Source organism: Acinetobacter sp. YH12129, assembly GCF_013418685.1.
GTDB lineage: Bacteria > Pseudomonadota > Gammaproteobacteria > Pseudomonadales > Moraxellaceae > Acinetobacter > Acinetobacter amyesii.
In genome coordinates, this window is the sequence record NZ_VPBP01000004.1 from 135696 (window position 1) to 161196 (window position 25501).

The 25501-nt window shown below is 40.5% G+C and carries 22 protein-coding genes, 1 tRNA gene and 1 pseudogene; 12 read left to right on the plus strand and 12 right to left on the minus strand.

Translation table 11 applies throughout. The annotated features are described in order from the left end of the window. Window positions 1-37: 37 nt before the first annotated feature. The 3 genes from FTU65_RS04190 to map form a co-directional block, all read right to left on the minus strand. Window positions 38-472 (minus strand): PaaI family thioesterase, encoded by a 435-nt coding sequence (locus tag FTU65_RS04190; RefSeq protein ID WP_180009940.1) that lies wholly within the window; start codon window positions 470-472, stop codon window positions 38-40. Between the two features lie 327 nt (window positions 473-799). Then, window positions 800-2026 carry a pyridoxal phosphate-dependent aminotransferase gene (locus tag FTU65_RS04195; protein ID WP_111883988.1) on the minus strand — a complete coding sequence of 409 codons (1227 nt, stop codon included), beginning with the start codon at window positions 2024-2026 and terminating at the stop codon, window positions 800-802. Window positions 2027-2296: 270 nt separating this feature from the next. Next, a complete protein-coding gene (gene map / locus FTU65_RS04200; RefSeq protein ID WP_168378021.1) occupies window positions 2297-3124 on the minus strand; it encodes a type I methionyl aminopeptidase in 828 nt (275 codons plus the stop codon). A gap of 207 nt (window positions 3125-3331) precedes the next feature. Between map and rpsB the strand changes: the two genes are divergently transcribed. The 3 genes from rpsB (at window position 3332) to FTU65_RS04215 (ending at window position 5779) form a co-directional block, all read left to right on the plus strand. Then, window positions 3332-4078, plus strand: a complete 747-nt coding sequence (rpsB, locus tag FTU65_RS04205) for a 30S ribosomal protein S2 (protein WP_078190314.1) — start codon at window positions 3332-3334, stop codon at window positions 4076-4078. Between the two features lie 141 nt (window positions 4079-4219). Continuing rightward, complete coding sequence (gene tsf / locus FTU65_RS04210; protein ID WP_180066391.1) at window positions 4220-5095, plus strand: translation elongation factor Ts; 876 nt, start codon at window positions 4220-4222, stop codon at window positions 5093-5095. Window positions 5096-5269: 174 nt separating this feature from the next. After that, a complete protein-coding gene (locus FTU65_RS04215; RefSeq protein WP_180065008.1) occupies window positions 5270-5779 on the plus strand; it encodes a DUF3465 domain-containing protein in 510 nt (169 codons plus the stop codon). 253 nt (window positions 5780-6032) lie between these two features. Here the strand turns inward: FTU65_RS04215 and FTU65_RS04220 are convergent, their stop codons facing one another. The 7 genes from FTU65_RS04220 to FTU65_RS04250 all read right to left on the minus strand — a co-directional run bounded on the left by FTU65_RS04220 (window position 6033) and on the right by FTU65_RS04250 (window position 12521). Next, a complete protein-coding gene (locus FTU65_RS04220) occupies window positions 6033-6488 on the minus strand; it encodes a DUF962 domain-containing protein (RefSeq protein WP_180065007.1) in 456 nt (151 codons plus the stop codon). 151 nt (window positions 6489-6639) lie between these two features. Then, window positions 6640-7254, minus strand: coding sequence for a septal ring lytic transglycosylase RlpA family protein (locus tag FTU65_RS04225; protein ID WP_180022476.1), 615 nt, complete (start codon window positions 7252-7254; stop codon window positions 6640-6642). A 286-nt stretch (window positions 7255-7540) separates the two neighbouring features. Then, window positions 7541-8542 (minus strand): lytic murein transglycosylase B, encoded by a 1002-nt coding sequence (gene mltB, locus FTU65_RS04230; RefSeq protein ID WP_078191987.1) that lies wholly within the window; start codon window positions 8540-8542, stop codon window positions 7541-7543. Window positions 8543-9329: 787 nt separating this feature from the next. Continuing rightward, window positions 9330-9980: a hypothetical protein gene (locus tag FTU65_RS04235; protein WP_078190308.1), complete on the minus strand. Its 651-nt coding sequence runs from the start codon at window positions 9978-9980 to the stop codon at window positions 9330-9332. Between the two features lie 17 nt (window positions 9981-9997). After that, window positions 9998-10816 (minus strand): NADPH-dependent 7-cyano-7-deazaguanine reductase QueF, encoded by an 819-nt coding sequence (gene queF, locus FTU65_RS04240; protein ID WP_180065006.1) that lies wholly within the window; start codon window positions 10814-10816, stop codon window positions 9998-10000. After that, entirely contained in the window at window positions 10816-11589 is a 774-nt protein-coding gene (locus FTU65_RS04245) for an ABC transporter permease (RefSeq protein WP_180023368.1), read from the minus strand. The genes queF and FTU65_RS04245 overlap by 1 nt, the downstream gene beginning before the upstream one ends. Then, window positions 11586-12521: an ABC transporter ATP-binding protein gene (locus tag FTU65_RS04250; protein ID WP_168378014.1), complete on the minus strand. Its 936-nt coding sequence runs from the start codon at window positions 12519-12521 to the stop codon at window positions 11586-11588. Before FTU65_RS04250 ends, FTU65_RS04245 begins: the two co-directional genes overlap by 4 nt. A 188-nt stretch (window positions 12522-12709) precedes the next feature. Between FTU65_RS04250 and FTU65_RS04255 the strand changes: the two genes are divergently transcribed. The 6 genes and pseudogenes from FTU65_RS04255 (at window position 12710) to FTU65_RS04280 (ending at window position 20614) form a co-directional block, all read left to right on the plus strand. After that, window positions 12710-12785 (plus strand) — tRNA-Arg (locus FTU65_RS04255). A 468-nt stretch (window positions 12786-13253) separates the two neighbouring features. Then, complete coding sequence (gene atzF, locus FTU65_RS04260) at window positions 13254-15068, plus strand: allophanate hydrolase (protein ID WP_180065005.1); 1815 nt, start codon at window positions 13254-13256, stop codon at window positions 15066-15068. Window positions 15069-15087: 19 nt separating this feature from the next. Next, window positions 15088-18687 carry an urea carboxylase gene (gene uca / locus FTU65_RS04265; protein WP_180065004.1) on the plus strand — a complete coding sequence of 1200 codons (3600 nt, stop codon included), beginning with the start codon at window positions 15088-15090 and terminating at the stop codon, window positions 18685-18687. A 2-nt stretch (window positions 18688-18689) separates the two neighbouring features. Next, window positions 18690-19379, plus strand: coding sequence for a GntR family transcriptional regulator (locus FTU65_RS04270; protein WP_180065003.1), 690 nt, complete (start codon window positions 18690-18692; stop codon window positions 19377-19379). A 159-nt stretch (window positions 19380-19538) separates the two neighbouring features. Continuing rightward, window positions 19539-19940 (plus strand): annotated as a pseudogene (locus FTU65_RS16230) (guanosine-3',5'-bis(diphosphate) 3'-pyrophosphohydrolase); the annotation flags it as partial. Between the two features lie 536 nt (window positions 19941-20476). Further along, the gene (locus FTU65_RS04280) at window positions 20477-20614 is read left to right on the plus strand and encodes a hypothetical protein (protein ID WP_180040818.1); all 138 of its coding nucleotides are present in this window, start codon (window positions 20477-20479) and stop codon (window positions 20612-20614) included. A 29-nt stretch (window positions 20615-20643) separates the two neighbouring features. On the opposite strand, the gene FTU65_RS04285 is transcribed toward FTU65_RS04280, so the two are convergent. Continuing rightward, window positions 20644-21339 carry a pirin-like bicupin family protein gene (locus tag FTU65_RS04285; RefSeq protein WP_168379153.1) on the minus strand — a complete coding sequence of 232 codons (696 nt, stop codon included), beginning with the start codon at window positions 21337-21339 and terminating at the stop codon, window positions 20644-20646. Between the two features lie 191 nt (window positions 21340-21530). Next, a complete protein-coding gene (locus tag FTU65_RS04290; RefSeq protein WP_180066393.1) occupies window positions 21531-22751 on the minus strand; it encodes a L,D-transpeptidase in 1221 nt (406 codons plus the stop codon). Between the two features lie 205 nt (window positions 22752-22956). Between FTU65_RS04290 and hemE the strand changes: the two genes are divergently transcribed. From hemE to FTU65_RS04305, 3 genes are all read left to right on the plus strand, one after another. After that, on the plus strand, window positions 22957-24027 hold the full coding sequence (gene hemE / locus FTU65_RS04295) for a uroporphyrinogen decarboxylase (protein WP_078191978.1): 1071 nt from the start codon (window positions 22957-22959) through the stop codon (window positions 24025-24027). A gap of 40 nt (window positions 24028-24067) precedes the next feature. Next, complete coding sequence (locus tag FTU65_RS04300) at window positions 24068-24859, plus strand: DUF817 domain-containing protein (protein WP_180040834.1); 792 nt, start codon at window positions 24068-24070, stop codon at window positions 24857-24859. A 150-nt stretch (window positions 24860-25009) separates the two neighbouring features. Further along, window positions 25010-25480 carry a DUF3015 family protein gene (locus FTU65_RS04305; protein WP_078190276.1) on the plus strand — a complete coding sequence of 157 codons (471 nt, stop codon included), beginning with the start codon at window positions 25010-25012 and terminating at the stop codon, window positions 25478-25480. Window positions 25481-25501: the final 21 nt, after the last annotated feature.

Sequence of the window (25501 nt, forward strand, 5' to 3'; positions counted from 1 at the left end):
CTGCTCGCATTGAATTGCGAGCAGAAAAATAAAAATATTAAGGACGTATAATCATGCAGGTTGCAGTTGCATGTGCATAAAGTTTGCCATTGTCATCAATAATTTTCTCTTCAGAAATCCCTAAATTTTTACTGATATTAATGACTGTTCCTATAGCAGTAAGTTCAACATTCTTTGGGATTGGGCGACACATTTTTATATTTAAGTCGATGGTGCCATAACCTACACCTGCCTCTAATAGCGTGTGAATGGCACAACCTGTCACCGAGTCGAGTACCGTAGCAGCAAAGCCACCATGCACGCCGCCTAGCGGATTTATGTGTCGTGCATCTGCTTTAGCCTTAAAGCTAATACTGCCCTCAGATACTTCATAAGGCTGCATAGGAATAGTTTCGCTAATACTTGCTGGAGGAATTTGGCCTTGCATCATTGCCTTTAAAATTTCTAGTCCAGTCATTTCTTTGATGTTCATTGGTAGATCTCTGGATAGGTTAGTTTTGTGGTTGTTCTGGGTTCTAAAATGAAACTTATTTAAATAACATAGCTGAAAATGTAAAAAGAATGCAAACCAAGGATTTGAATATGAAGGTTAGTTTTAGGTTTTATCGTTTGGTTTTTTAATATTTAAGTCGATTTGAAGGAAGTCAAATGGGCTGGATGAGCTTTGTTATTTAGTTTGAACCGCGAAAAAAATTGATCAAAAGCGTGTTGAAGTGAAGAGTATTAATTTATTCTTTTGATGAGTATAAAAAACCCGCGATATTCGCGGGTTTTTTTTTGATTTGATCTTTAGATCAAATTATTTTTCAGCAGCAATTGAAGCAATCGCAGCGTCTACGCCTTCGATTGAGTCAGCAGCTTTCTTGATACGTGCAAGCGCATCTACAAGAACTTCGTCTGCAGTTGCATAAGAAATACGCATATAACCACCTAGACCGAACGCATCACCAGGAACTACTGCAACACCAGTTTCTTCCAATAACCATGCAGAGAATTCTGTGCAAGATTTTAAACCTTTTGCACGAATCAATGGACGGATGTTTGCGTATGCATAGAATGCACCATCAGCAGGAAGGCAAGTAATACCGTTGATGTCGTTCAAGCCTTTCACAACTAGGTCGTGACGGCGTTTGAATGCTTCAATCATTGGCTCAAGAACGTCTTGAGGACCATTCAATGCAGCTTCAGCAGCAACTTGTGAAATAGAAGTTGGATTTGAAGTTGATTGAGATTGGATTTTTTTCATCGCACCAATAAGTTTAGCAGGGCCCGCTGCGTAGCCAATACGCCAGCCAGTCATTGCATAAGCTTTAGATACACCGTTAAGAACGATTACGCGATCGTAAAGGTCTGGTGCAACTGTTGCGATGTTGTAGAATTCGTCGTCCCAACGGATTGGTTCGTACATATCATCAGAAGCAACTAAAACTTCAGGGTATTTACGTAGAACGTCAGCTAAAGCAAGTAATTCTTCTTTAGTGTAGATCATACCTGTTGGGTTAGAAGGGCTGTTTAGAACCACTAAACGAGTTTTGTCAGTGATTGCAGCTTCTAATTGAGCAGGCGTAATTTTGAAACGTTGGTCTTCACCACATTTCACGATTACAGGAGTACCTTCAGCAATGATCACCATGTCTGGGTAGCTTACCCAGTAAGGAGCAGGGATAATTACTTCGTCACCTTTGTTTAACAAAGCAAGTGCCAAGTTAAAGAAAGATTGTTTACCACCACAAGAAACCAAGATTTGGTTTGCAGCGTAATCAAGGTTATTGTCGCGTTTTAATTTAGCAATAATTGCTTTTTTAAGACCTGGAGTACCGTCAACAGCTGTATATTTAGTGAAGCCATTGTTGATAGCAGCAATTGCAGCATCTTTGATGTGTTGTGGGGTATCGAAATCCGGTTCACCTGCGCCTAAACCAATTACGTTTTTACCAGCAGCTTTCAATTCAGCAGCTTTGTTAGTAACAGCAAGTGTAGGGGACGGTTTGATGCTATTTACACGATCAGACAGACGTACGTCCACGGCAGTATTCCTTCTTATAGGGATTAAAAAATAAAAAGCACACTATCTTAGCTTAAATGCACAGTAATGGGGAGTGGCAAAATCAACAATGTGCAAAAAAGTGTGATATTCTATCCTAACCATATAATTGAGAAAATTTACATTGAGTTACTTAAATTTTTAATCAAATTTTATGGCAAATTCTTAAAGTCACGGATAAAAAAAAGGCATAAAAAAGGCCACAATATGTGTGACCATTTTTAATAAAATTTTGTGCTTCAAATACTTTGCTTATTGAACAAAACGCGATAGATCTTCTTCGGGGCGAGCAGTTAGCACTTCTACACCATTTTTTGTTACAAGTAGCGTGTGTTCGTACTGTGCAGACAAGCTATGATCTTTAGTCACGACAGTCCATTTATCACCAAGAAGTTTGGTTTTCCAGTCGCCACCGTTCACCATTGGTTCGATGGTAAAGGTCATGCCTTCTTCTAAGATCATGCCTGTATTTGGTTGACCGTAGTGTAAAACTTGTGGTTCGTCATGGAAAACAGTACCGATACCATGACCACAGTATTCACGTACAACGCCAAAACGTTCTGATTCAACATATTGTTGAATGGCATTACCAATATCACCCATGGTTGCGCCTGGTTTTACCACCGCCATACCACGGTACATGGCTTCTTGAGCAACTTTACATAAACGGTTCGCTAAAATAGATGTTTCACCGCCTACGATATACATCATGTTGGTATCACCGTGGTAACCATCTTTAATCACAGTGACATCGATGTTTAAGATGTCACCTTTTTTTAACTTTTTGCTTTCAGATGGAATACCGTGACACACCACATGGTTCACTGAAGTACAGATCACGTGCTGGAACGCTGGACGACCCGGCGCAGCACCATAACCTAAACAAGCAGGAATAGCTTCTTGTTTGTTGACAATATAGTCATGACAAATCGTATCAAGTTCTAGGGTAGTCACACCTGGAACAATATGCGGTTTGATCATATCCAAAACTTCTGCCGCCAGTCGACCCGCGACGCGCATTTTTTCAATTTCGTCAGGCGTTTTAATTAATCGACGTGGAGCTTCGTAAGTACTGTTCATGATCTCTAAAAACTTTTGGAAATTTGTATGTGACTATGGTATAAATAGCCGCCCATTTTATCAAATGCTTTTTCGTGAATATCTTTCACGAGCTTTGTGCGATGGGGCAATAAAATCCGCACATATATCGACACATTTCTCTGGGTGCCTTTTTAGGTGGAGAATGCGGGTATATGGAGGCCTAACCCAAACTTTAAGGTAAAGAAAATGGCAGATTACAACGTAAGCATGCGCGACCTTCTTCAAGCAGGCGCACACTTCGGTCACCAAACACGTTTTTGGAATCCAAAAATGCGCGAATACATCTTCGGCGCGCGCAACAAAATTCACATCATCAACCTTGAGCACACTGTTCCTGCGTTAAATGATGCTTTGAACTTTGCTAACAACTTGGCTAGCAAAAAGAACAAAGTTTTGTTCGTTGGTACAAAACGTGCAGCTTCTGCAATCATCCGTGAACAAGCTCAACGTGCAGGTCAACCATATGTTGATCACCGCTGGTTGGGTGGTATGTTGACTAACTGGAAAACTCTTCGCCAGTCAATCAACCGTCTAAAAGACCTTCAAACTCAATCTACTGACGGTACTTTCGCTAAACTTACTAAACGTGAAGCTTTAGAACGTACTCGTGAGATGGAAAAACTTGAACGCGCTCTTGGCGGCGTTAAAAACATGGGTGGTTTACCTGACGCATTATTCGTAATCGATGTTGATCACGAAGCAATTGCAATTAAAGAAGCTAAAAACCTTGGTATTCCTGTTATCGGTATCGTTGATACAAACTCTAACCCAGACAACGTAGACTACGTTATCCCTGGTAACGACGATGCGATCCGTGCAGTTACTCTTTACGCTTCTGCTATGGCTGATGCGATTCTTGCTGGTAAAGAATATGCTCAATCACAAGCAAATGCACAAGCTAAAGGCGAAGAAGCTCCTGCTTCTGAGGCTTAATGCGTTTGACGTAAGCTTGTCATTTTTGCGACACGTGATGGTGGCAAAGTAAGCGTCATGTATGCAGACGGCCCAAGAGACAGCTCTGGGCCGTTTCTGTTCTAAAAAGAATTCATTTTCTACCGTATTTAGGAGATTAACATGACTGCAGTTACAGCAAGCATGGTTAAAGAATTGCGCGATCGTACTGGTCTTGCAATGATGGAATGTAAAAAAGCATTAACAGAAGCGGGCGGTGACATCGAATTAGCGATCGACAACCTTCGTAAATCTGGTCAAGCTAAAGCTGCTAAAAAAGCGGGTAACATTGCTGCTGACGGCGCGATCACTATCGCTCAAGAAGGCAACAAAGCAATCCTTTTAGAAGTGAACTGTCAAACTGACTTCGTTGCTAAAGACGAAAACTTTGCTGGTTTCTCTGCTAAAGTTGCTGCTGCTGCGCTTGCTGCTGGTGTAACTGACGTTGCTCAAATTGCTGAATTGAAACTTGAAGATGGTGCTACTGTTGAAGAAGCTCGTATCGCGCTTGTTCAAAAAATCGGTGAAAACATCCAAGTACGTCGTGCTCAAATCGTTGAAGGCGACAACCTTGCAGTTTACAAACATGGTTTAAAAATCGGTGTTGTAGTTGCATATGCTGGTGATGCTGAAACTGGTAAAGGTTTGGCTATGCACATCGCTGCATTCAACCCAGTTGCTGTAAACGAAGCTGGCGTTTCTGCTGAACTTATCGCTAAAGAAAAAGAAATTGCTGAAGCGAAAGCAATTGAATCTGGTAAACCAGCAAACATCGTTGAAAAAATGGTAACTGGTTCAGTTCAGAAATACTTGAACGAAGTTGTTCTTGAGAACCAAATGTACGTTATCGACAACGATAAGAAAGTTGCAGAAGTTCTTAAAGCAACTGGTACTACTGTTGCTAACTTCGTACGTTTCGAAGTTGGTGAAGGTATTGAGAAAAAAGCTGAACTTTCTTTCGCTGAAGAAGTTGCTGCTGCTCAAGCTGCTGCAAAATAATCTCTGATTATTTGTAGAAAAAAGCCCTCGTTTTAGAGGGCTTTTTTTATGGCTGTAGCTTTACTGATTTCAAAGCTATTTAAACTTTATATTGTGTGCATTCTTGTGCATAGATTCTATTTTTATCCATATTAATGACTATAATGAGTTGAAAATTTAGATTTAAACTATCTTATGGCAAACAAAACAAATTTAACCATCGGCGGAATTATTGTTGCGCTTACAGCCGCTTATTTCGGAATCGATTTACAACAACAAAAATCTGCACCAGTTCAGACGACAGCGGAACAAAACGCACAGCCACAAATAGAATCAGTACAACCTGTAGATGCTCAACAAAAAGGGCAGAGTGCTGAAGATGTTATTGCGCATGCATTTAAAAATAAACTCAGTAATGTTCAGGTTGAGGGTACAGGTCGAGTGAAAGCGGTACTTCGAGATGATAATGAAGGTAGTCGCCATCAAAAGTTCATTTTGACCTTAAATAATGGTCAAACCCTTTTAGTTGCACATAATATCGATCTAGCCCCACGAATTGATAACTTGCAAAAAGGCGATACAGTTCAATTTTACGGTGAATATGAATATTCAGATCAGGGGGGTGTGATGCACTGGACACATCACGATCCTAATGGACGTCATCAGGATGGTTGGTTAAAGCATCAAGGTAAAACCTATCAATAAAAATCACGTAGTCATTTTTAACTTTAGTCATTTAAATGATCATGATTCAGATGAAGCTATAAACATAAAATTGGATTAATCATATTGAGTAAAAGCCAGTGTTTAAACACTGACTTTTTGGTCGTATAAATAGAAAAAATGATTGGAAATACCAGAGATAAATACACCTATAAATAATAGGGTTTTAAGCATCGAATATGAAGAAAACCGATCTGGAATAACTGAAAAAGAGATCCATGAAATTAATCGTGCTCTAAATGCTCTTTATTTGCGATTTATGGCGTATTTTCCAATTACCAAGTACTTTACCTGAAAATGTATCTAAACACCAAATAGGGCCAATGAGGAGGAATTGGAGATCTTTGAAAAAAGAGGGCTTTTTACCTTCAATTTTATGGCCATAAAATTGACCAATCCATGCGAATACAAAGAGTGCGATATAAAAGCCGTATCCAACTGGTAACACCCAAATTAGCCATGCCATGATTAATGTTAACGCGGCCATTGCAACAGCAAGCACAATGTTTAAACGTGCGTAAAAGATAAATGCTAATGCAAGTAAGACAGCAGTAAGTAGCGCGCTAAAATGTGCCAATATGCCAACGATTGAAAAATAAATCGTAGGTACGCAAATCCAGTGAATCATTTTATTGGTTTTATTTTGATGACTTTCGCTGTATTCATCAAACCATTCGTTGATTGTTTTCATGATAGTCCTTAATCATGGGGAAGGACTCCAATAAAAACAAGAATGGGGTAAGGGTCAAAATCGGGTTACTGAAGATTTGAAAGGCTAAGAGGCTACAAATAAAAAACCACGCTAGGCGTGGTCTGTTAAATGCAGTCACTTCATTGGAGAATTAAGAATTTGGACCGTCTACGCGTTCAATGCTCACGTTTGCAGTACCCGCACTGGTAATACCCAATTGCTTAGCAGCGCCATAAGATAAATCGAGAACACGGTTACCATGGAATGGACCACGGTCATTTACTTTGACCACGACGCTTTTACCATTATTGCGATTCGTAACACGAATAAAGCAATTAAGTGGCAGGCTACGATGTGCTGCTGTAAGTGCGTTCATGTCAAACGTTTCACCGCTTGCTGTTTTACGACCGTGGAATTGACGACCGTACCAAGAAGCAGTACCAGTTTGAGTGAACTTACGAACAGTATTCGAAGCGACAGTGTTTAACTTTTCAATCACTGAAGGCTCATCTTCAGGGATTTCGATTTTAGCAGCGATTGTTTGACGACGAATTTTATCGCCAGAACGCTCAGTGATTGAAAGGCTACTTAAATTCGTAAAGTTTGAATTGAAGCTTTGAGCTTCTTTATTCAATACACGAGCTGCAAGACGCGAGTTGTCATTATCATGATTGAATGATGATGACTGAACCATCTCAGCTTGTGACTGACTTAGCGCAACTGCCGTGGCAACCGCTAAGGCATATTTAAAAATTGATGACTGCATTGTTTATCTCCCAATGGCATATTTACTGGTTCAACTAAGTCGCTGATATCCATGTAAACACGTCTGATATTTCACTTTTGCAACTACATTTAACGAGATGGATAATATTCATGCCATCGATAGGCTGTCTAGTGTTTAATTAAAATACTTTGAAAATGTCTAAAAAATTAACAATAGTTGGTTAAAAAACAATCAATAATGTAACAAGGTGTGTAGAATGTCGAATAAATGCTCATTTTGGTGAAAATATTTGTTGACTTTTTTGCTTTATAAGAAAAAACCAGTCTTATCGACTGGTAACTTCAGTGCCTAAAAGCCATAGTGCAGTCGCATACATACGGCTTTTGTTATAGGTTGTAATGACCTGAAAATTTGGATAAGTGATGTAATAAATTGGTCCATAACTATCTTGCAATTGGATGACATTGACTAAATCGAGATCATCGATTTTTACCAATGGATTCATAGGGGTTACACCTTGAGCCTTGAGTACACCATAGGGTGTTGGCTGGTTTAAATCCTTTGCAATAATAGCATCTGGGTTGTTTCCGCTATAGCGAGCAGCAAAAGCAATCGGTTGATTACGCTGCCAACCATAATTTGCTAAATAATTTGCAATTGAACCAATGGCATCGACAGCCGAATTACGCAGGTCAACATGACCATTGCCATCGTAGTCCACACCAAATTTTGGAATGTTACTTGGCATAAATTGAGGATAACCCACAGCACCTGCATATGAACCGACGACAGAGTTGGTTGGAACACCATCTTTATATGACCAAGCAATCAGTGCAGCGAGTTCATCTTGGAAATATTGCGCACGACGTTCATAGCCAAAACCAAGGGTCGCCAAAGCATCACGGGTAATAAAATTACCTTTATTGCTGCCGTAGCCTGTTTCAACACCCAAAATGCCTAAAATCACGGATTGAGGCACACCAAATTGTTGTTCTGCACGATTTAAAGTGTCGGCATATTGATTTTTGAAGCGAACGCCGCGTTGAATTGTACTTTCAGCTAAAAAGTTGGTTTTGTATTGGTACCAAGGCTTTGATTCGCCAGGTCTATTCATAATACTAATAATGTTGGGTAGGTTTTTACTGCCTTGCATTGCCCAATCAATTTGATTTTCACTCAGACCATAGGTTTGCATTGCATTTTGTTTAAAGCTTGCATATGCCGGATGAGATTGGAAGTCGTTAGCCTGACAAAAACTGGTCAGTGAAATTGAACCGGCCATAATGGCAATATGTGATAGTTTTTTATAAAAATTTCGATTTAGCATAAATAAAAAATTTCCAGTTGCTTTAGCGATGAGTATGAACAAAATTTCGAGGGGAAAAGATCCTGAAAATTGTGATGACCTTCTGGTTTCATAGCTCATTAAAGGTAAAGGTTACCAATAGCAACTAAGATACCACTGACAGCGCATGCTTTCATAAATAGATATACAAAAAAAGACAAAGCAAAGGGTTTTTTCGCAGTTAACATATTGAAAAGTGACATATTCATTTACATAACTTGCAAATATTCACAAATCATTTGAAATAAAGATGACTCTAAAACTCATGCGTCATAAAAACGCAGAACGAGTAAACTTTATCGCGTTGCGAAATACTGTTTAGAAGCTACATAAGTTGCAATGTTATATCTAAAAATAAAGGGACAGGATTAAAAAGGTACCGGTCTAAAACACCCATATGCAAGCAGTGGTTTATTCATTACATAGTTTTTGTTCGCCAACGCTTCAATGCTGTTGAAAACGTTGCTATATATAGTAGAAATATAGACTGAATGTTAAAAAAGAAAGAGATTGAATATTGAAATGGATGCATTGAAATTTAAGCCAAAATGACGGCAAGCATTCAAATCCTGTTTGTAATCAGGTTCTTTCTTTTCTGTGTGGATTTTTAAAAATAGTACATATAAATGTACTGTCATTTAATTGAGATCAGTTCATATTCTAGAACTGTGTTTGCATGACTATATATAGTCATTGTATCGGGATTCAGTTTTATGCGTTTAACCATAAAAAAACCTAGCCGAAGCTAGGTTTTTATTTGTAGCATGAATTATTTGTTAAACATCGCATCGTGTGCTTCTGCAAGGGCACCTAGCTCTTCTTTGGTTAGATTTGGGAAAATCTTATCAATCGCGATATGTATTGCTTTAATCACGGCAGAAGATCCGATATCGGCTGCTTTACGTTTAATCATGCCTAAATCGAGTGTTTTATTAAAGTCATTCATAAAATGACGTACTGCAGCTTCAGCAAACTGTTTATACAGTTCACCAAAAGCAGCTTTATTGACATCTACACCTGATTTAATTTCGGCATAACTGTTCTTAAGGTTAGTGACCAGTCCTGCATCTAAGCTCAGACCTACACGATGAGCGCCGACTGTGTCCTGAAATAAACTTCGTTCTGAAAATTCAATGGATTGTTTCACCACATCATTCGGAGATTTACCCAATAGCTGCTTTAACAATACAGCGACTGTTGATTTGACATAGCCAGCCAGTTTTTCTGCTGTGTCGCGCTTGTCGCTTGCAGGAAACAGATGAACAGGAGCTAATATAGTTGCACCAATGATTTCTTCATTAATCAGCAAAGCTGTTTTATCACGTAAAGGATAAAGTGGTTCACTCGAATTTTTTTTCGCGTGACCAGTTTGGATACTGCTTAGAAGTTCCTCAGAAGGAATAAAACCAAAAAATGGCATCACTAACCTCAATTTTTTTATTGTCGCGCCAATCGAATGGGGCGAGGCATCCATGTTAAATCCGATACACGACAAGGGTTGATATCCAATCCACCACGGCGTGTATAGGCAGCATATACCATCAGCTGACTTGGTTTTAAATGTTGCCAAATATCGGCAAACATTTGCTCCACACATTGTTCGTGGAAACCATTATGCTGACGGTAAGAAATAATATAAGCCAGAATACTACGATAACAAGGCTTAGTACCTTTATACCGTATAAATACCGTTCCCCAATCAGGTTGACCCGTGACTGGACAGTTACTTCTTAATAAATGTGAATAAAGTTGAATTTCAACTTCTTCTTGCGCTGCATCTTCATCTAAAGAGAGTAAAGCTGCATTTGGATGATTTTCTAACTGGGTGGGTTCTAAGTCATCAATACAGATGCCTTGCGGTTTTGAAATTTCAACATCATCGACATGAAATAGATCAATAGTCACAGCGGCATTGGCTGCTGCTGATAAGTCTTTTTCTACAGTTGCTTTAAACGCTGCCTGAGAATCAAATTTGGTAAAGTTCATACTATTAAAGTAGAGCTTTAAAGATTTCGATTCGATCAGGTTGTCTGAACTTGCTGGCAAAGTTAAACGACCAATAGCAACTTGAGGCACACCAGAAGCATTTAACCAAGAAATTTCAAAAACATGCCACCAGTCTTTACCTTGGCGGATGCCTTCCACATGGGCATATTGTTCACGTGCAGTGGCACGTGCAATCGGAAACAGAATATCGGGTTGATATTCTGTTGGGTAGTTGGTGTCTTTACCTAAAAGGGATTGTTCTACACTCATTATTCACGCATTCCTGAACCACGAGAAAGTAAATGATACGCCACGCCATAAAGTACAACGCAACATGCAGTAATAACTGTCAGTGAAATGCCGACATTCACATCGCTATGGCCCAAAATACCGTAGCGGAAAGCATTGACCATATACACGACAGGGTTGATTAAAGAGAGATTTTGCCAAAAAGGACTCAGTGATGAGATGGCATAGAAAACACCGCCTAAATAAGTCAGCGGAGTCAGGACGAAAGTCGGGATAATCGAAATGTCGTCAAAAGATTTTGCATAAACAGCATTAATAAATCCGCCAAGAGAAAACAGCAGCGAAGTAATGAGAACTGTATATATAGTTACGAAGATATTGGTCAGGTGTAATTCAGTAAAAAATAGGCTCATCACAGTGACAATAAAACCGACTAAAACACCACGGCAAACACCACCGATCACATAACCCCAAAGCACCATGTGTAACGGCACTGGACTCATGATTAATTCTTCGATGCTTTTTTGAAATTTTGCACTAAAGAAACTGGATGACACATTGGCATAGCTGTTGGTAATGACCGCCATCATAATTAAGCCGGGCACGATGAACTGCATATAGCTAAAACCACCCATTTGCCCAATGCGTGAACCGACTAAATTACCGAAAATCACAAAGTACAAACTCATGGTGATTGCCGGTGGGAGAAGGGTTTGCGGCCAAATACGCATGAAACGGCGAATTTCTTTATACACTAAGGTGTAGAGGGCAATACACAGTTGGTTAAAATTCATTGTGCTGCACCTTCAAGATTTTTTTCGACCATACGGACAAATAGTTCTTCTAGTCGGTTAGATTTATTACGCATACTTCGAACTTGAATACCTTGAGATTCCATGAGTTGGAATAAATCATTCAAGGTATGGCCTTTATCCATAGTGACTTCTAAGGTGACAGGATCTACTAAGTTGAAACGGACACCAATAATTTCTATATGGATCGGTTCAATGGGTTCGGCTAGATCGAAAATAAATGTTTCTTCATTCAACTGGCTGAGGAAACCTTTCATGCTGGTGTCTTCTTTAATCACACCACGATCAATAATTGCGATTCGACGGCACAACATTTCAGCTTCTTCTAAATAGTGTGTCGTTAAAATAATAGACGTGCCTTTTTCGTTCATTTCAGTGAGGAAATCCCACATCGAACGGCGTAGTTCAATATCAACACCAGCAGTCGGCTCATCTAAAATCAGCAGTTTAGGTTCATGCATCATGGCACGAGCGATCATTAAACGGCGTTTCATACCGCCCGATAGCATGCGTGCTTGGGTGCTACGTTTTTCCCAAAGGCCAAGCTTTTCTAAATATTCCTCTGCACGTTTCTCTGCTATCTTTTTAGAAATACCGTAATAACCAGCTTGAGTCACCAAAATATCAAATGTTTTTTCAAATTGACCAAAGTTAAATTCTTGAGGTACAACGCCCAAACACTGCTTTGCATGCGAGGGATGGGTATCTAAATTGTGCCCAAAAATTTCGACAGTACCTGAAGTTTTACGGGTTAGTGAACTGATAATACTAATCGTGGTAGATTTTCCTGCACCATTGGGACCTAAAAGTGCATAAAATTCACCTTCGGGTACTGTTAAATCAATACCTTTAAGCGCCTGAAACCCATTTTTATAGGTTTTTGACAGCTGCTTTAACGTTAGTGCATCAGTCATAAATAATTCACTCTATAAATAGTGTGAGTATTGTGCGATATCGGGGCAAATAAACCAAGTAAATCGTATGGAATTCTGCATTTTAAAAATAGAACGTTGTATAAAGCTTAAGCAGAAAAAAGCCTAACATCTATATAGTTGCTTTACCTTACAGTTTTTTTTGTTATGATGTGCGCAATCCAAAATAAGCGCTCATAGCTCAACTGGATAGAGTACAGGTCTCCGAAGCCTGTGGCGTGGGTTCGAGTCCCGCTGAGCGCACCATTTTTTAGTTTTGACTGTTTAACTAAATTTTGCGAATCAATAGCTTTTTTTTTATTACTACTTTTCTATTCAACCCGATCAATCTCAAAGCCCAATATTGCTTTAGCCATCATTGATGTATCTTTTTCTATATAAAGTTCAAAATATTTCTCAGTTGTTTTTATTCTAAGTTCAAAGTCATACAAAATATTTAAATCGAAAACTTATAAATATTGAAAATAGAAAGTTCACTGTATTTATATCTGCATCTAAATGAAAAGATTCTATTGAAAACACGATTATAAAAGTCATGCACCAAAATAGTGGAGCTTGGAAACTTAATAGAACACTTATCCTTTTGTACATCCTAAATAAAATAGGTAAATGATTGGTGAAACTTATTAACTTTTTGAAAAATAAGGAATAATTATAATTGGCATGATGTGTGCAACACAGTATTCAAACTTGGATACAAGAATGAGCACATCAATGAACTCAATAAAAACTTTAGGCTGGACCTTAGCGGAATGGAAAGCGGGCTACACGAATAACACAATTCAACTCGAAGACTTATATGCCTTGGTCGAGCAATTTGACCATGCAGACCCAGCATGGATTTCAATTGCATCGATAGAACAATTAACTGCGCAGATTGAAGCTTTAAAACAAATTGAAAATGCTACGGCTTTACCTTTGTTTGGTGTGCCTATTGCAGTGAAAGACAATATTGATGTGGTGGGTTTTGCATCGACGGCTGCATTTAAATTATTTACCGAAATTAAAACTGAAGATGCCTTTGTGGTGCAACGCTTAAAACAAGCGGGTGCGATTATTGTAGGCAAAACCAATTTAGATCAATTTGCCACAGGATTAGTCGGTACACGTTCCCCATTTGGTGCAGTGCCAAATACTTTTAATCCTGACTATGTAAGCGGTGGTTCAAGCTCAGGTTCAGGCAGTGTAGTGGCGCGCGGTTTAGTCCCGATTGCACTCGGTACAGATACCGCAGGTTCAGGGCGTATTCCTGCAGCTTTCAATAATATTGTCGGTTTAAAGCCAACCAAAGGGCGCTTTTCAAATACCGGCTTATTGCCTGCGTGTAAAAGCTTAGATTGCATTTCAATTTTTGCCTTAACCGTCGCTGATGCAACTGCTGTGGCAGATGTTATGGAAGGTTTTGATGTAACCGACAGCTATTCACGTGTGAATCCTGCTACAGCACGTGCAAAGTTCAGCACACAATTAAAATTAGCCATTCCAAAACAATTAGAATTTTTTGGCGATGCTCAATCGGCGGATGCATTTCAGCAAGCGCTGACTGAATTGAAAAACTTAGGCGCAGAACTGACTGAAATTGATTTCAGTGCTTTTAGTCAATTGGCGAGCCAACTTTACCAAGGGGCATGGGTCGCAGAGCGAACTGCTGCAGTTGCAGACTTATTAGAAACATCGGTGCAAGACTTTGACCCAACAGTTTTAGAAATTATTCAAAAAGGTCAGCAGTACACTGCGGTTGATGCTTATAACGCCGAATATTTAAAGCAAGAATTGGCTCGAGACATTCAGCAAACCTTAGCGCAATTTGATGCCTTAGTGGTGCCAAGCTCGCCAACCATTCACACACTGGCTGAAATGGCTGAATCGCCAATTGAAAATAATAGCCACTTTGGCACCTATACCAACTTTACCAATTTAGCAGACCTCAGTGCCATCGCTGTACCTACAGGCTTTCGTGCCGACGGGCTGCCTTTTGGGATTACTTTAATTGCGCCTGCTTGGCACGATACGGCTTTAGCAGATTTTGCCGAAAAATGGCAAAAGCATCTGAAATTACCACTCGGTGCAGTAGCGAAAACATTGCCTGAAGCAAATTCAGTCATGTCTGCACCATCCGCACAACATTTTCGAGTTGCAGTCGTAGGCGCACATCTCACAGGCATGCCACTCAATTTCCAACTGACAACACGCCAAGCCGTGCATGTTGAAACCACAACGACTTCTGCCGATTACGCCCTCTATGCACTGCCGGGCACAGTACCACCGAAACCAGGTTTAGCGCGTCAGGAAGCGGGTCAAAAAATTATTGTCGAGCTTTGGGATATTCCAAAAGCACGCTTTGGTGAATTTGTCGCCGAAATTCCAACACCACTGGGTATGGGCAATATCGAGCTTGCCGATGGACGTTGGGTGAAAGGCTTTATTTGTGAACCTTATGGCCTAAACGGTGCAAAAAATATCAGTGAATTTGGCGGCTGGCGCGCCTATATCCAATCACTGCAAGCAACAACAGCAAAATCAAATTAAAAAATTCGGGGAAATAATCATGTTTAAAACAGTTTTAATTGCAAACCGTGGTGAAATTGCTGTTCGTGCGATTCGTACATTAAAGAAACTCGGTGTTCAGTCGGTTGCCGTATATTCAGAGACAGACCGTTATGCACAACATGTCTTAGATGCAGATGTGGCGGTTTCACTTGAGGGCATCAAACCTGCAGAGACTTATTTAAGTATTGAAAAATTGATTCAAGCAGCCAAACAAACTGGCGCTGAAGCAATATTTCCAGGTTATGGTTTTTTGTCTGAGAGTGCTGATTTTGCCCATGCATGTGAGGAAAATGGTATCGCCTTTATGGGGCCAACGGCTGAACAAATTTTAGAGTTTGGTTTGAAGCATCGTGCACGTGAATTGGCTGCGGCCGCCAATGTACCCATGACACCAGGCACAGGTTTATTGGCAAGTTTGGATGAAGCACTCGCATCTGCTGCAGAGATTGGCTATCCAATCATGCTGAAAAGCACCGCAGGTGGTGGCGGAATTGGTTTAACCCGCTGTGATGATGAACAATCATTAAAAGATGCGTATGAAAGTGTAAAGCGTCTAGGCGAGCAATTCTTTAAGGATGCAGGTGTTTTCCTCGAACGTTTTGTCGATAAAGCCCGTCACGTAGAAGTACAAATTTTTGGTGATGGTTTAGGTCAAGTCGTTGCCTTTGGGGAGCGCGATTGTTCATTGCAGCGCCGTAACCAAAAAGTCGTTGAGGAAACACCTGCACCGCACTTACCAGAAGCAACCCGTCAAAAATTGCACCGTGCTGCTGTAGAGCTTGGTCAATTGGTGAAATACCGCAGCGCAGGTACGGTTGAGTTTATCTATGATGCTGCCCGTGATGAAGTGTATTTCCTTGAAGTGAATACCCGTTTGCAGGTTGAACACCCAGTCACTGAAATGGTGACGGGCTTAGACCTGATTGAATGCATGCTGAAAGTGGCGGCAGGTGATGCTTTAGATTGGGAAAAACTCAGCAATATTCAGCCCAATGGCGCTGCCATTGAAGTGCGAATTTATGCGGAAGATCCAGTGAAAAACTTCCAGCCAAGTCCGGGTGTGTTGATGGATGTGTATTTCCCTGAAGATATTCGTGTGGATACTTGGGTGTCTACAGGGACTGAAATTTCACAATATTTTGACCCGATGATTGCCAAAATTATTGTGCATGCTGCAGACCGAGACAGTGCGATTGCTAAGTTAAAAATAGCCTTGGCGGAAACCCGCTTGAATGGCATCAGCACCAACTTAGACTATGCACATACCGTAGTATCAGATGCACGCTTTGAAAATATGCAAATCTGGACACGCCTGCTGGATGATTTTAAATATGTGCCAAATGTAATTGAAGTGCTGCAACCGGGCACGCAAAGTTCGATTCAAGACTATCCGGGGCGTGTAGGCTATTGGGATATCGGCGTACCGCCATCAGGCCCGATGGATGATTATGCATTTCAGTTGGCCAATCAAGTTGTGGGTAATCCAAAATCGGCAGCAGGTTTTGAGTTTACCTTACAAGGACCAAGCCTGAAATTTCATGCCGATAGCATTGTAGCCATTGCAGGTGCGCCATGTAGCGCGACTCTAGATGGTGTGAATGTCGATTTTTGGCAACCGATCAGCATCAAAGCAGGGCAAACATTAGTACTTGGACAAGTTGAGTCGGGTTGCCGTACGTATCTTGCAATCCGCAACGGACTAAATGTACCTGAATATCTAGGCAGCCGCTCAACCTTTGCATTGGGTAATTTTGGCGGTCATGCAGGGCGAGTGCTGCGTGCAGGTGACATGATTAAAATGGTCAATCCAAGCTTGCCTTTAGATGGATTGGAAATTGCAACAGCAGCACCGCAAGCTGTAGCTGCAGAACGTATTCCAAGCTATGGCAAAGAATGGAAAATTGGTGTGCTCTATGGCCCGCATGGCGCACCAGATTTCTTTAAACCTGAATATATTGAAGAATTTTTTGCTTCAACATGGAATGTGCACTTTAACTCAAACCGTTTAGGTATTCGCCTAACAGGCCCGACACCATGCTGGGCACGTGAAAATGGCGGTGAAGCAGGTTTGCATCCATCCAATGTGCATGACTGTGAATATGCTATTGGGGCGATTAACTTCACTGGTGATTTCCCTGTGATTTTGGCTAAAGATGGCCCAAGCCTCGGTGGCTTTGTTTGCCCAGTGACGATTGCCAAAGCAGAACTTTGGAAGATCGGTCAACTGAAGGCAGATGACAGCATCAGTTTCTATCCAATGAGTGTGGAACAGGCCAATGCCTTAGAAGTTCAGCAAATTGTAGATATTCAAAACTTTGCTCAAACACCTGAAAAGTCAGAGTTGGTCAATTTTGAATGCAAGCCTGAAGGGATATTGGCTGTGCGTGAAGCAGATGCGTATGCGCCGAAAGCGGTGTATCGTCAGGCAGGTGACAGTTACATCTTGCTTGAATATGGCGAAAATGTCCTCGATCTTGCATTACGCTTACGTGTTTATCGACTGATGCAGCTCATTCGTGAAGCGACCATTGATGGCATCTTAGAGCTTTCACCAGGTGTACGTTCACTGCAAATTAAATATGATGGATTGCGTTTCAGCCAAGCGAATTTGATTCAGTTCTTATTGGGTCTCGAAAATGAGATGGGAGATTTGAGCCAAATTAAAATTCCATCCCGTATTATTCACTTGCCGATGGCATTTGAGGATTCGGCAACTTTAGGTGCTGTAGAACGTTATCAAGAAAGTGTTTGTGCCAAAGCGCCATGGTTGCCAAATAACGTCGATTTCATTCAGCGTATTAATGGCTTAGACAGCCGTGAGCAAGTCAAAGACATCATTTTCGATGCCAATTACTTGATTTTAGGCTTAGGCGATGTGTATTTAACTGCACCTTGTGCGGTGCCAATTGATCCACGTCATCGTTTACTTAGCTCGAAATATAACCCTGCACGTACTTTTACTGCAGAAGGCACAGTGGGTATTGGCGGTATGTACATGTGTATCTATGGCATGGACTCACCGGGCGGTTATCAATTGATTGGTCGTACCTTACCTATTTGGAATAAGTTTAAAAAGAACAAGCAGTTTGGTGATCAGCAATGGTTCTTACGTTTCTTTGATCAAATTAAATATTATGAAGTAACTGAAGCTGAACTGGATCAATTCCGTGCTGACTTTGCCAATGGTGTGGCGGAAATCAAAATTGAAGAAACTGAATTTGATTTTGCAGCCTATCAAGCCTTTTTGGAAATAGAAAAGGACAGTATTGCAGAATTTAAAGCGCAGCAGCAACAGGCATTTACAACTGAAGTTGAACGCTGGAAAGATGAGTTTGATGCACCTGCGGAAATGGAAATCCTGCAAGATGATACCGACTATAGCCAGTATGCAGCTTTAAATGCATCGATGACCGGCAACATTTGGAAAATTTTTGTCGAAGCTGGACAGTCTGTGAAGAAAGGTGAGACTGTAGCCATTATTGAAGCGATGAAAATGGAGCTTCCAGTCTATGCCGATGATGATGGTATCGTGAAAGCGATTATTTGCCGTGCAGGACAAACGGTACATAGCGGTGAACCGCTGGTTTATATGGAATAAACATGACCACAACCACCATTGTTGGGAAAAGCTCAGACAACTTGTCTGAGCTGGTTTTCCAAAAAATAAAAAACGATATTTTTGATTTCCAGCTCAAACCGGGCGCACGTTTTACCGAATCTGAAATTGCCGAGTTGTATGAAGTGAGCCGTACACCCGTACGGCAGGCTTTATACCGTTTACAGCAAGATGGCTATGTAAGAGTACATTTTCGTAGCGGTTGGGAAGTGAAGCCACTCAATTTTAAAGCCTATGAAGAACTCTATGATTTACGGATTTTGCTTGAATGCTATGCCATTGAGCAGCTCTGCAAAATGGAACCAGAACAACTCAAACAGGCTTTACAAGACTTGGTAAATTTATGGTGTATTCAGCCTGAACAGTATTTGCATGATTTAAAAACTTTATCGATGCAAGATGAAGCATTTCACTGCCAATTGGTTGAAGCGATTGGCAATAGTGAAATGGCGAAAGTGCATCGGGATGTGAGTGAAAAAATCCGTATTATTCGTCGCTTAGATTTTTCTAAAGATTATCGAATTGAAGCCACTTATGCCGAGCATCAACAGATTTTACAATTGATCCTTGGACATAATGTGACAGCGGCATTGGAGAAAATGCGCAGCCATATTCAGCAAAGTAAAGAAGAGGTGAAAAAAATTACTTTGGAAATGTTGGCGCGAATGGCATAGAAGTATTTGCAAAAGATCTACCTCATGGAAAGTCTTGGAAAATATGCATTTTACGAGTCAATCTGTGTCGTTCAGGTCGCGCTTAGAGCTACTAATATCTATATTCATTGGTTAATATGATGGAGCAAAATAAAAAAAACCACGAAGGGGAGGTTCTATATTTCAACTTTAGAAAACGCGATTTCTTTGGCGACTGAACGCCATTTCGGACAAGTCGATAAAGCGGGTCAAGCCTATATTCAGCATCCACTTCGTGTGATGCAAAATGTGCAACATCCCGATGCTAAAATCGTCGCTGTATTACATGACATTTTAGAAGATACAGAGACAACGACGGATGAGCTTCGCGCTATGGGTTTTCAAACGCATATTATTGATGCGATACAGGCACTGACAAAAGCAGCAGGTGAGAACCGATTTCGAGCTGCGCAGCGTACCGCTAAAAATGTAATTGCGTGTGAAGTGAAACTTAGTGATTTGCATGACAATATGGATTTATCGCGCTTAACTTCGGTCACAGCAAAAGATCGACGTCGGTATCAACAATATGTCAAAGTTAAACGTAGATTAGAGCGTGCTCGGAGCGTCCATTTACATCTGATCGATTTAAATCTAACAACAGATTATCCGAGATTTCAATTTCAAAGTTCACAGCAAAATTTTCAGTATCTGCTCAATGCGATGTTTGATCTAGAGCATTCATTAGGTGGCGTTCAGATTGGAAGTCCACAGGAGTGGTGGATTTTATTTGAAGATGTCAGCGCATATTTTGCATATTGCCAAAGAAAGGGAGTGGTTCCCAAGCAGGCAACATTCTTAAATTTAATTTTAACCATAGATCGAGACTATTTCGGGGGCATCTTTCAAACTGAACAAGATCGGCAATTATTTTTCTCTATGTTTAACGTGTTTATGCAAAATCATTTTTATCGCGTGGAAGCTGAAGGCTGATTAGATAGATTGCATCAGCAATAGAATAAAAACACCTTTGATTGATGAATTTTATCTAAATGTTGAGCTACTGAGCGTCATTTAAAAACATCTCAAAATGCTTGATTTCGAGATGTTTAAAGTGATTCCATCCATTGACATCTCCAATGAAACATGTGGCCATGCTTGCTGAACCTTATGCCTCAATCCTACATGGCATCATGGTGGCTGCTGGATTTATTATTCCGTCTTTAGTGTTGATGTGGTTATATAAACGCAGTGAACGCCTTAGCCAAGCTGCATAAAAAAAGCCCCCACATTTGAGGGCTTTTAATTATTTAACTTCGGGTAAATCAAACCAAATCACTTGAGCATCTTCAAGCGCTTCAATTTGGCTATCTTCTAAGAACGCAATTGCACCACCAGCTTCAACTTTATGTTCAGCAATTTGCACTGAACCTGAAATAACATGGATATAATTGATATGCTGCGTTGCATGGATGTCTAAAGATTGACCTTTCGTCAAAAATGCAGATTTAACTTCCGCCTGCTGACGAATATGCATAGCTGCATTGTCATTTGGACCGACAATTAAATGCCATTGATTGGGTTGATCACGTGGATCACATTTAATTTGTTGATAGGTCGGTTCAGCATCACGTTCATTTGGAACGATCCAAATTTGTAGTAAATGCACATCTTCATCACCTTGGTTCATTTCGCTATGGCGCACACCTGTACCTGCGCTCATGAGCTGCCATTCACCCGCAGAAATGCCACCATGGTTGCCCATGCTGTCTTTATGCGTAATGGTGCCTTTTAACACACACGTTAAAATTTCCATGTTGTCATGTGGGTGTTGACCAAAACCTTCATGGGCTGCAATTAAGTCATCATTAATTACACGAAGCGCACTAACGCCCATGTATTTCGGGTCATACCAGTTACCAAAAGAGAAGCTGTGTTTAGACTCAAGCCAGCCCATTTTTACGTGACCACGGTTTTCACTTGGATGTAAAAAAGCATTCATGGCATTCATCCTTATCTTAATTATTGAACATGTGCCTATTTTAAGATTGAACTAAATCGGGATATATAGTTTTTTAGCGACAAATCATCCTATTTTTGCAACGATCATTCAAGATTGAGTCTTTTTTTTATACATGAATGCACAGCTATAAAAAAAGCCTGCATCAAGCAGGCTCTTTTACGTGACTAAAATTATTCTAAGAATTTAACAGTCACACCAGATTTCACTTTCTTACCTAAGTCATTTGCATCCCAGTTGGTCAAACGAATACAACCGTGTGATGCAGTTTTAGAGATAGCAGATGGGTTCGGTGTACCGTGAATACCAAATGATTTTTTGCTCAAGCCAATCCAGATATTACCGACAGGGCCATTTGGACCAGGTGGTAATGAAAGTGGTTTTTTGTTGTTGCCTTGAACAAAGTTAGACGGTGAGTAGCTGTACCATGGGTTTGGTGCAACACCTGTAACTTTGTATGTACCTGTAGGTGATGGTGTATCTGAACTACCAATCGTTGCAGGGAATGAACCGATCATTTGGTTGCGGCTATTAAACAAGTAAAGTTGTTTCGCGCCTTTATGTGCAACGATTAAGTGAATATCTTCAGGAACTTCGTTACGAATATTCGCAACTAAGATTTTTTCACCAGCTTTTTTAAATGTCGCTTTTGGATTCAACTTTTTCAAAAAGTCTTCGTCCATGTGGAATTTTTCACCCAACATTTCAGTCACACGTGTGTAGTACAAGCCTTTCATTTTTGCTTGTAATGCATAGTCGTGTGGAATTGATGCTGCATAAGGACCTTTCAAGTCTGCATCAGTCAACGTGTATTCAATGAATGCAGGTTTAGAACCTTGTTTCGCAATCAGCGCATCCCAAGTTTCTTTAGTTAAAGTCCCTGTAGGTTTCAACCCATTCATTTGTTGGAATGAAGCGATCGCCTTTAGGGTATTTTTACCACTGGTACCATCAATTGCACCCGGTGAAGCATGTGCATTATTGAGCATGACATGCGCACGTGCATAAACAGGGAATTGACCTTTACCAATGTTGTCATACCACTGAGCATTATTTAGGTCATTTAAACCCCAAGCAACTTTGGCAGCAGGCGAAGTTGGTGTTGGAGTTGTAGCAGTCGCTGTAGCAGGTGCAGCACCGATGTCGGCTTTAACATCTTCTGATTGTTGCAAGCTGTCTAACGTTTGCGATGCTTGGTTCAGATCTTCTTGTTCTTGAGCGCTAATCTGGCTAGTTGCAGATGAAGCTTCAGTCGCTAACGGATCAATGGGATCCTGAACTGCAACATTAGTCACTTTTTTTGGCGTTAATGGTTGTTCAGCAGTAGATGCGGCAATAGCTGTACCAGCAAATATGCAACTTAGGCTCAGTGCGAGCATGGTGCGAACGAACATGTAATTCAACCTTAAGAATTATTCATTTACTGTGTATTAAAAACTGGCTAAGTATTACAGAAAAAAAGTGGAGATGCAGTAGTTGTTTTGTGTAAATATCATTTTTGGTACTCAACATGATCGGTTTTTAAATGCTTGAGAAGTTATTATATTTACAACCTTTTTGATATGATGATGTGAATATCGAATTAAGTTGGGAAAGTGAATGACGACCTTAAAAAATGATCGTTTCTTGCGTGCCTTATTACGTGAACCGGTAGATGCCACTCCGGTTTGGATGATGCGTCAGGCTGGCCGTTATTTACCAGAGTATCGTGAAACACGTGCAAAAGCGGGTGATTTCCTATCCCTTTGTAAAAATACAGAATTTGCTTGTGAAGTTACTTTACAACCTTTGCGTCGTTATGACTTAGACGCAGCCATTTTATTTTCAGACATTTTGACAGTACCTGATGCGTTGGGTTTGGGACTGTATTTTGAAGCAGGTGAAGGTCCGAAGTTTCATAAAACTGTACGTACCGAACAAGATGTACTGAATTTACCTAAATTTAATGCCAAATCTGACCTAGATTATGTCATGAATGCCGTGACTACGATTCGTTCAGCTTTGGGCGGACAAGTTCCTTTGATTGGCTTCTCAGGCAGTCCTTGGACACTGGCAACCTATATGGTGGAAGGCGGTTCAAGCAAAGATTTCCGTTTTACAAAACAAATGATGTATGCACAACCTGAAGTGCTGCATGCCTTATTAGACCGTTTGGCTGTGGCGGTGACTGAATATCTCAATGCGCAGATTGATGCAGGTGCGCAAGCCGTACAAATCTTTGATAGTTGGGGGGGGGCATTAGCACACCGTGAATACATTGAATTTTCACTGAACTACATGCAAAAAATCGTGGCAGGTTTACAGCGTGAAAAAGATGGACGCAAAGTCCCTGTGATTTTGTTTACCAAAGGTGGTGGTCAATGGTTAGAGCCAATGATTGCAACGGGTGCAGATGCTTTTGGTTTAGATTGGACTACGCCATTAAATGTAGCACGTCAAACAGTCGCAGGCCGTGCAGCTTTGCAAGGTAACTTAGACCCAGCAACATTATATGGTTCGCCTGAAGCAATCGCGAAAGCGACGCGTGCTATGTTAGATGACGCATATGCCAACGGTGAAAAAACCGGTTATGTGGCGAACTTAGGTCATGGTATTACCCAGTGGGTAGATCCAGCCAATCCAAAAGCTTTTATTGATACGGTACACGAATATAGTGCCAAGTATTTATAAGGCTTTAGGGAAATTGGTTTAGGATTCAACCGTGGTCAAGATGATAAAATCGTGTTTTGAGTTCTCTTATAAGGCAGCTTCGGCTGCCTTATTTGGGATATTACTGCTGATCGCTTTTGCTTTAACTGCAGCAATGGGAAGTCAGGAATATTTTGGCTTTTTCCGTTATGACTATTTATTGTTTTATGCACTGATCATTCAAGTGTGTTTACTCTGCTTAAAACTCGAGTCTTGGGCGGAAGCCAAAGTCATAGCACTGTTTCATATCCTTGCAATGGGGATGGAAATATTTCTGACCCATCCACATATTGCCTCATGGCAATATCCGCAGCCTGCGGTTTTCAAACTGCTGACCGTGCCATTGTTTGCAGGTTTCATGTATTCGGCGGTGGGGAGTTTCTTTGCACGTTCGTTACGTCTATATCAGGTATCGTTTAGTAACTTACCGCATTTTGGCAATATGCTGTGCTTAGCCGTTTTGTCATATCTTAATTTTATGACCAAATTTTTTGTGCCAGATATCCGTATGCTTTTGTTTGCTTGGAGTGTGGTGATCTTTTGGAAAACCAAGCTCAGTTTTCAATTACAAAATCATGTGATTCAGTTGCCTATGTTACCGGTACTGTTGATTTTGGCATTTTTGATTTGGATCGCAGAAAATATCAGTACCTTCTATCAAATTTGGTTATATCCAAGTCAAGTTGATGCATGGCATATGGTCGGGTGGGGTAAACTCGGTTCTTGGTATTTGCTGTTATTACTCAGTCTGGTTTTAGTACTCAAAATCCTTGGAAAACGTGACGAAAATGGTACTTGGTTGCTCAAAAAATAGTGAAAAAGAACGTATTATTTTTAGCCAAAAGTTTTAGATGAAAATGTTTTGCCTTATCTGAAAGATCAAGTTAATCTACAGGTGTGTAATCAAAACTACACATGTTTTAATAATTAAAAACAATGGAATAAAATTCCCTGGAGAAGTGCTATGTTAAAAAAATTAGCTTTAGTTGCAGTCGTTGCACTAGGTTCTACAGCTGCTTTTGCTGACCGTGACGTAGGTTGTGGTGTTGGTTCTCAAGTTTGGGCTGGTCAATCAGGTAAAATTCCTAAAATTTTAGCTGCGACTACCAACGGTATTTTTACTAACCAGTTACTTGGTATCACCTTTGGTACTTTAGGTTGTAGCGGTACAGGTACAGTGACTGCTCAAGCAGTAACATTTACCAATGAAAATGCTGAATCACTTGCTCGTGATATGGCGGTTGGTCAAGGTGAGAGCCTGAATGTTTTGGCTGAGCTTTTAAACATTCAATCGACAGATAAAGCACGTTTCTTTGCTGTGTCTAAAGCAAATTTTGCTGAAATCTATTCAGCTGAAAACCAGTCTTCTCTACAAGTACTTGCTTCATTACAAAGCGTAATGGCGAAAGACGAAGTACTTAAAGCATACGTTTAATTGATGCTTTTAAAACCCTGT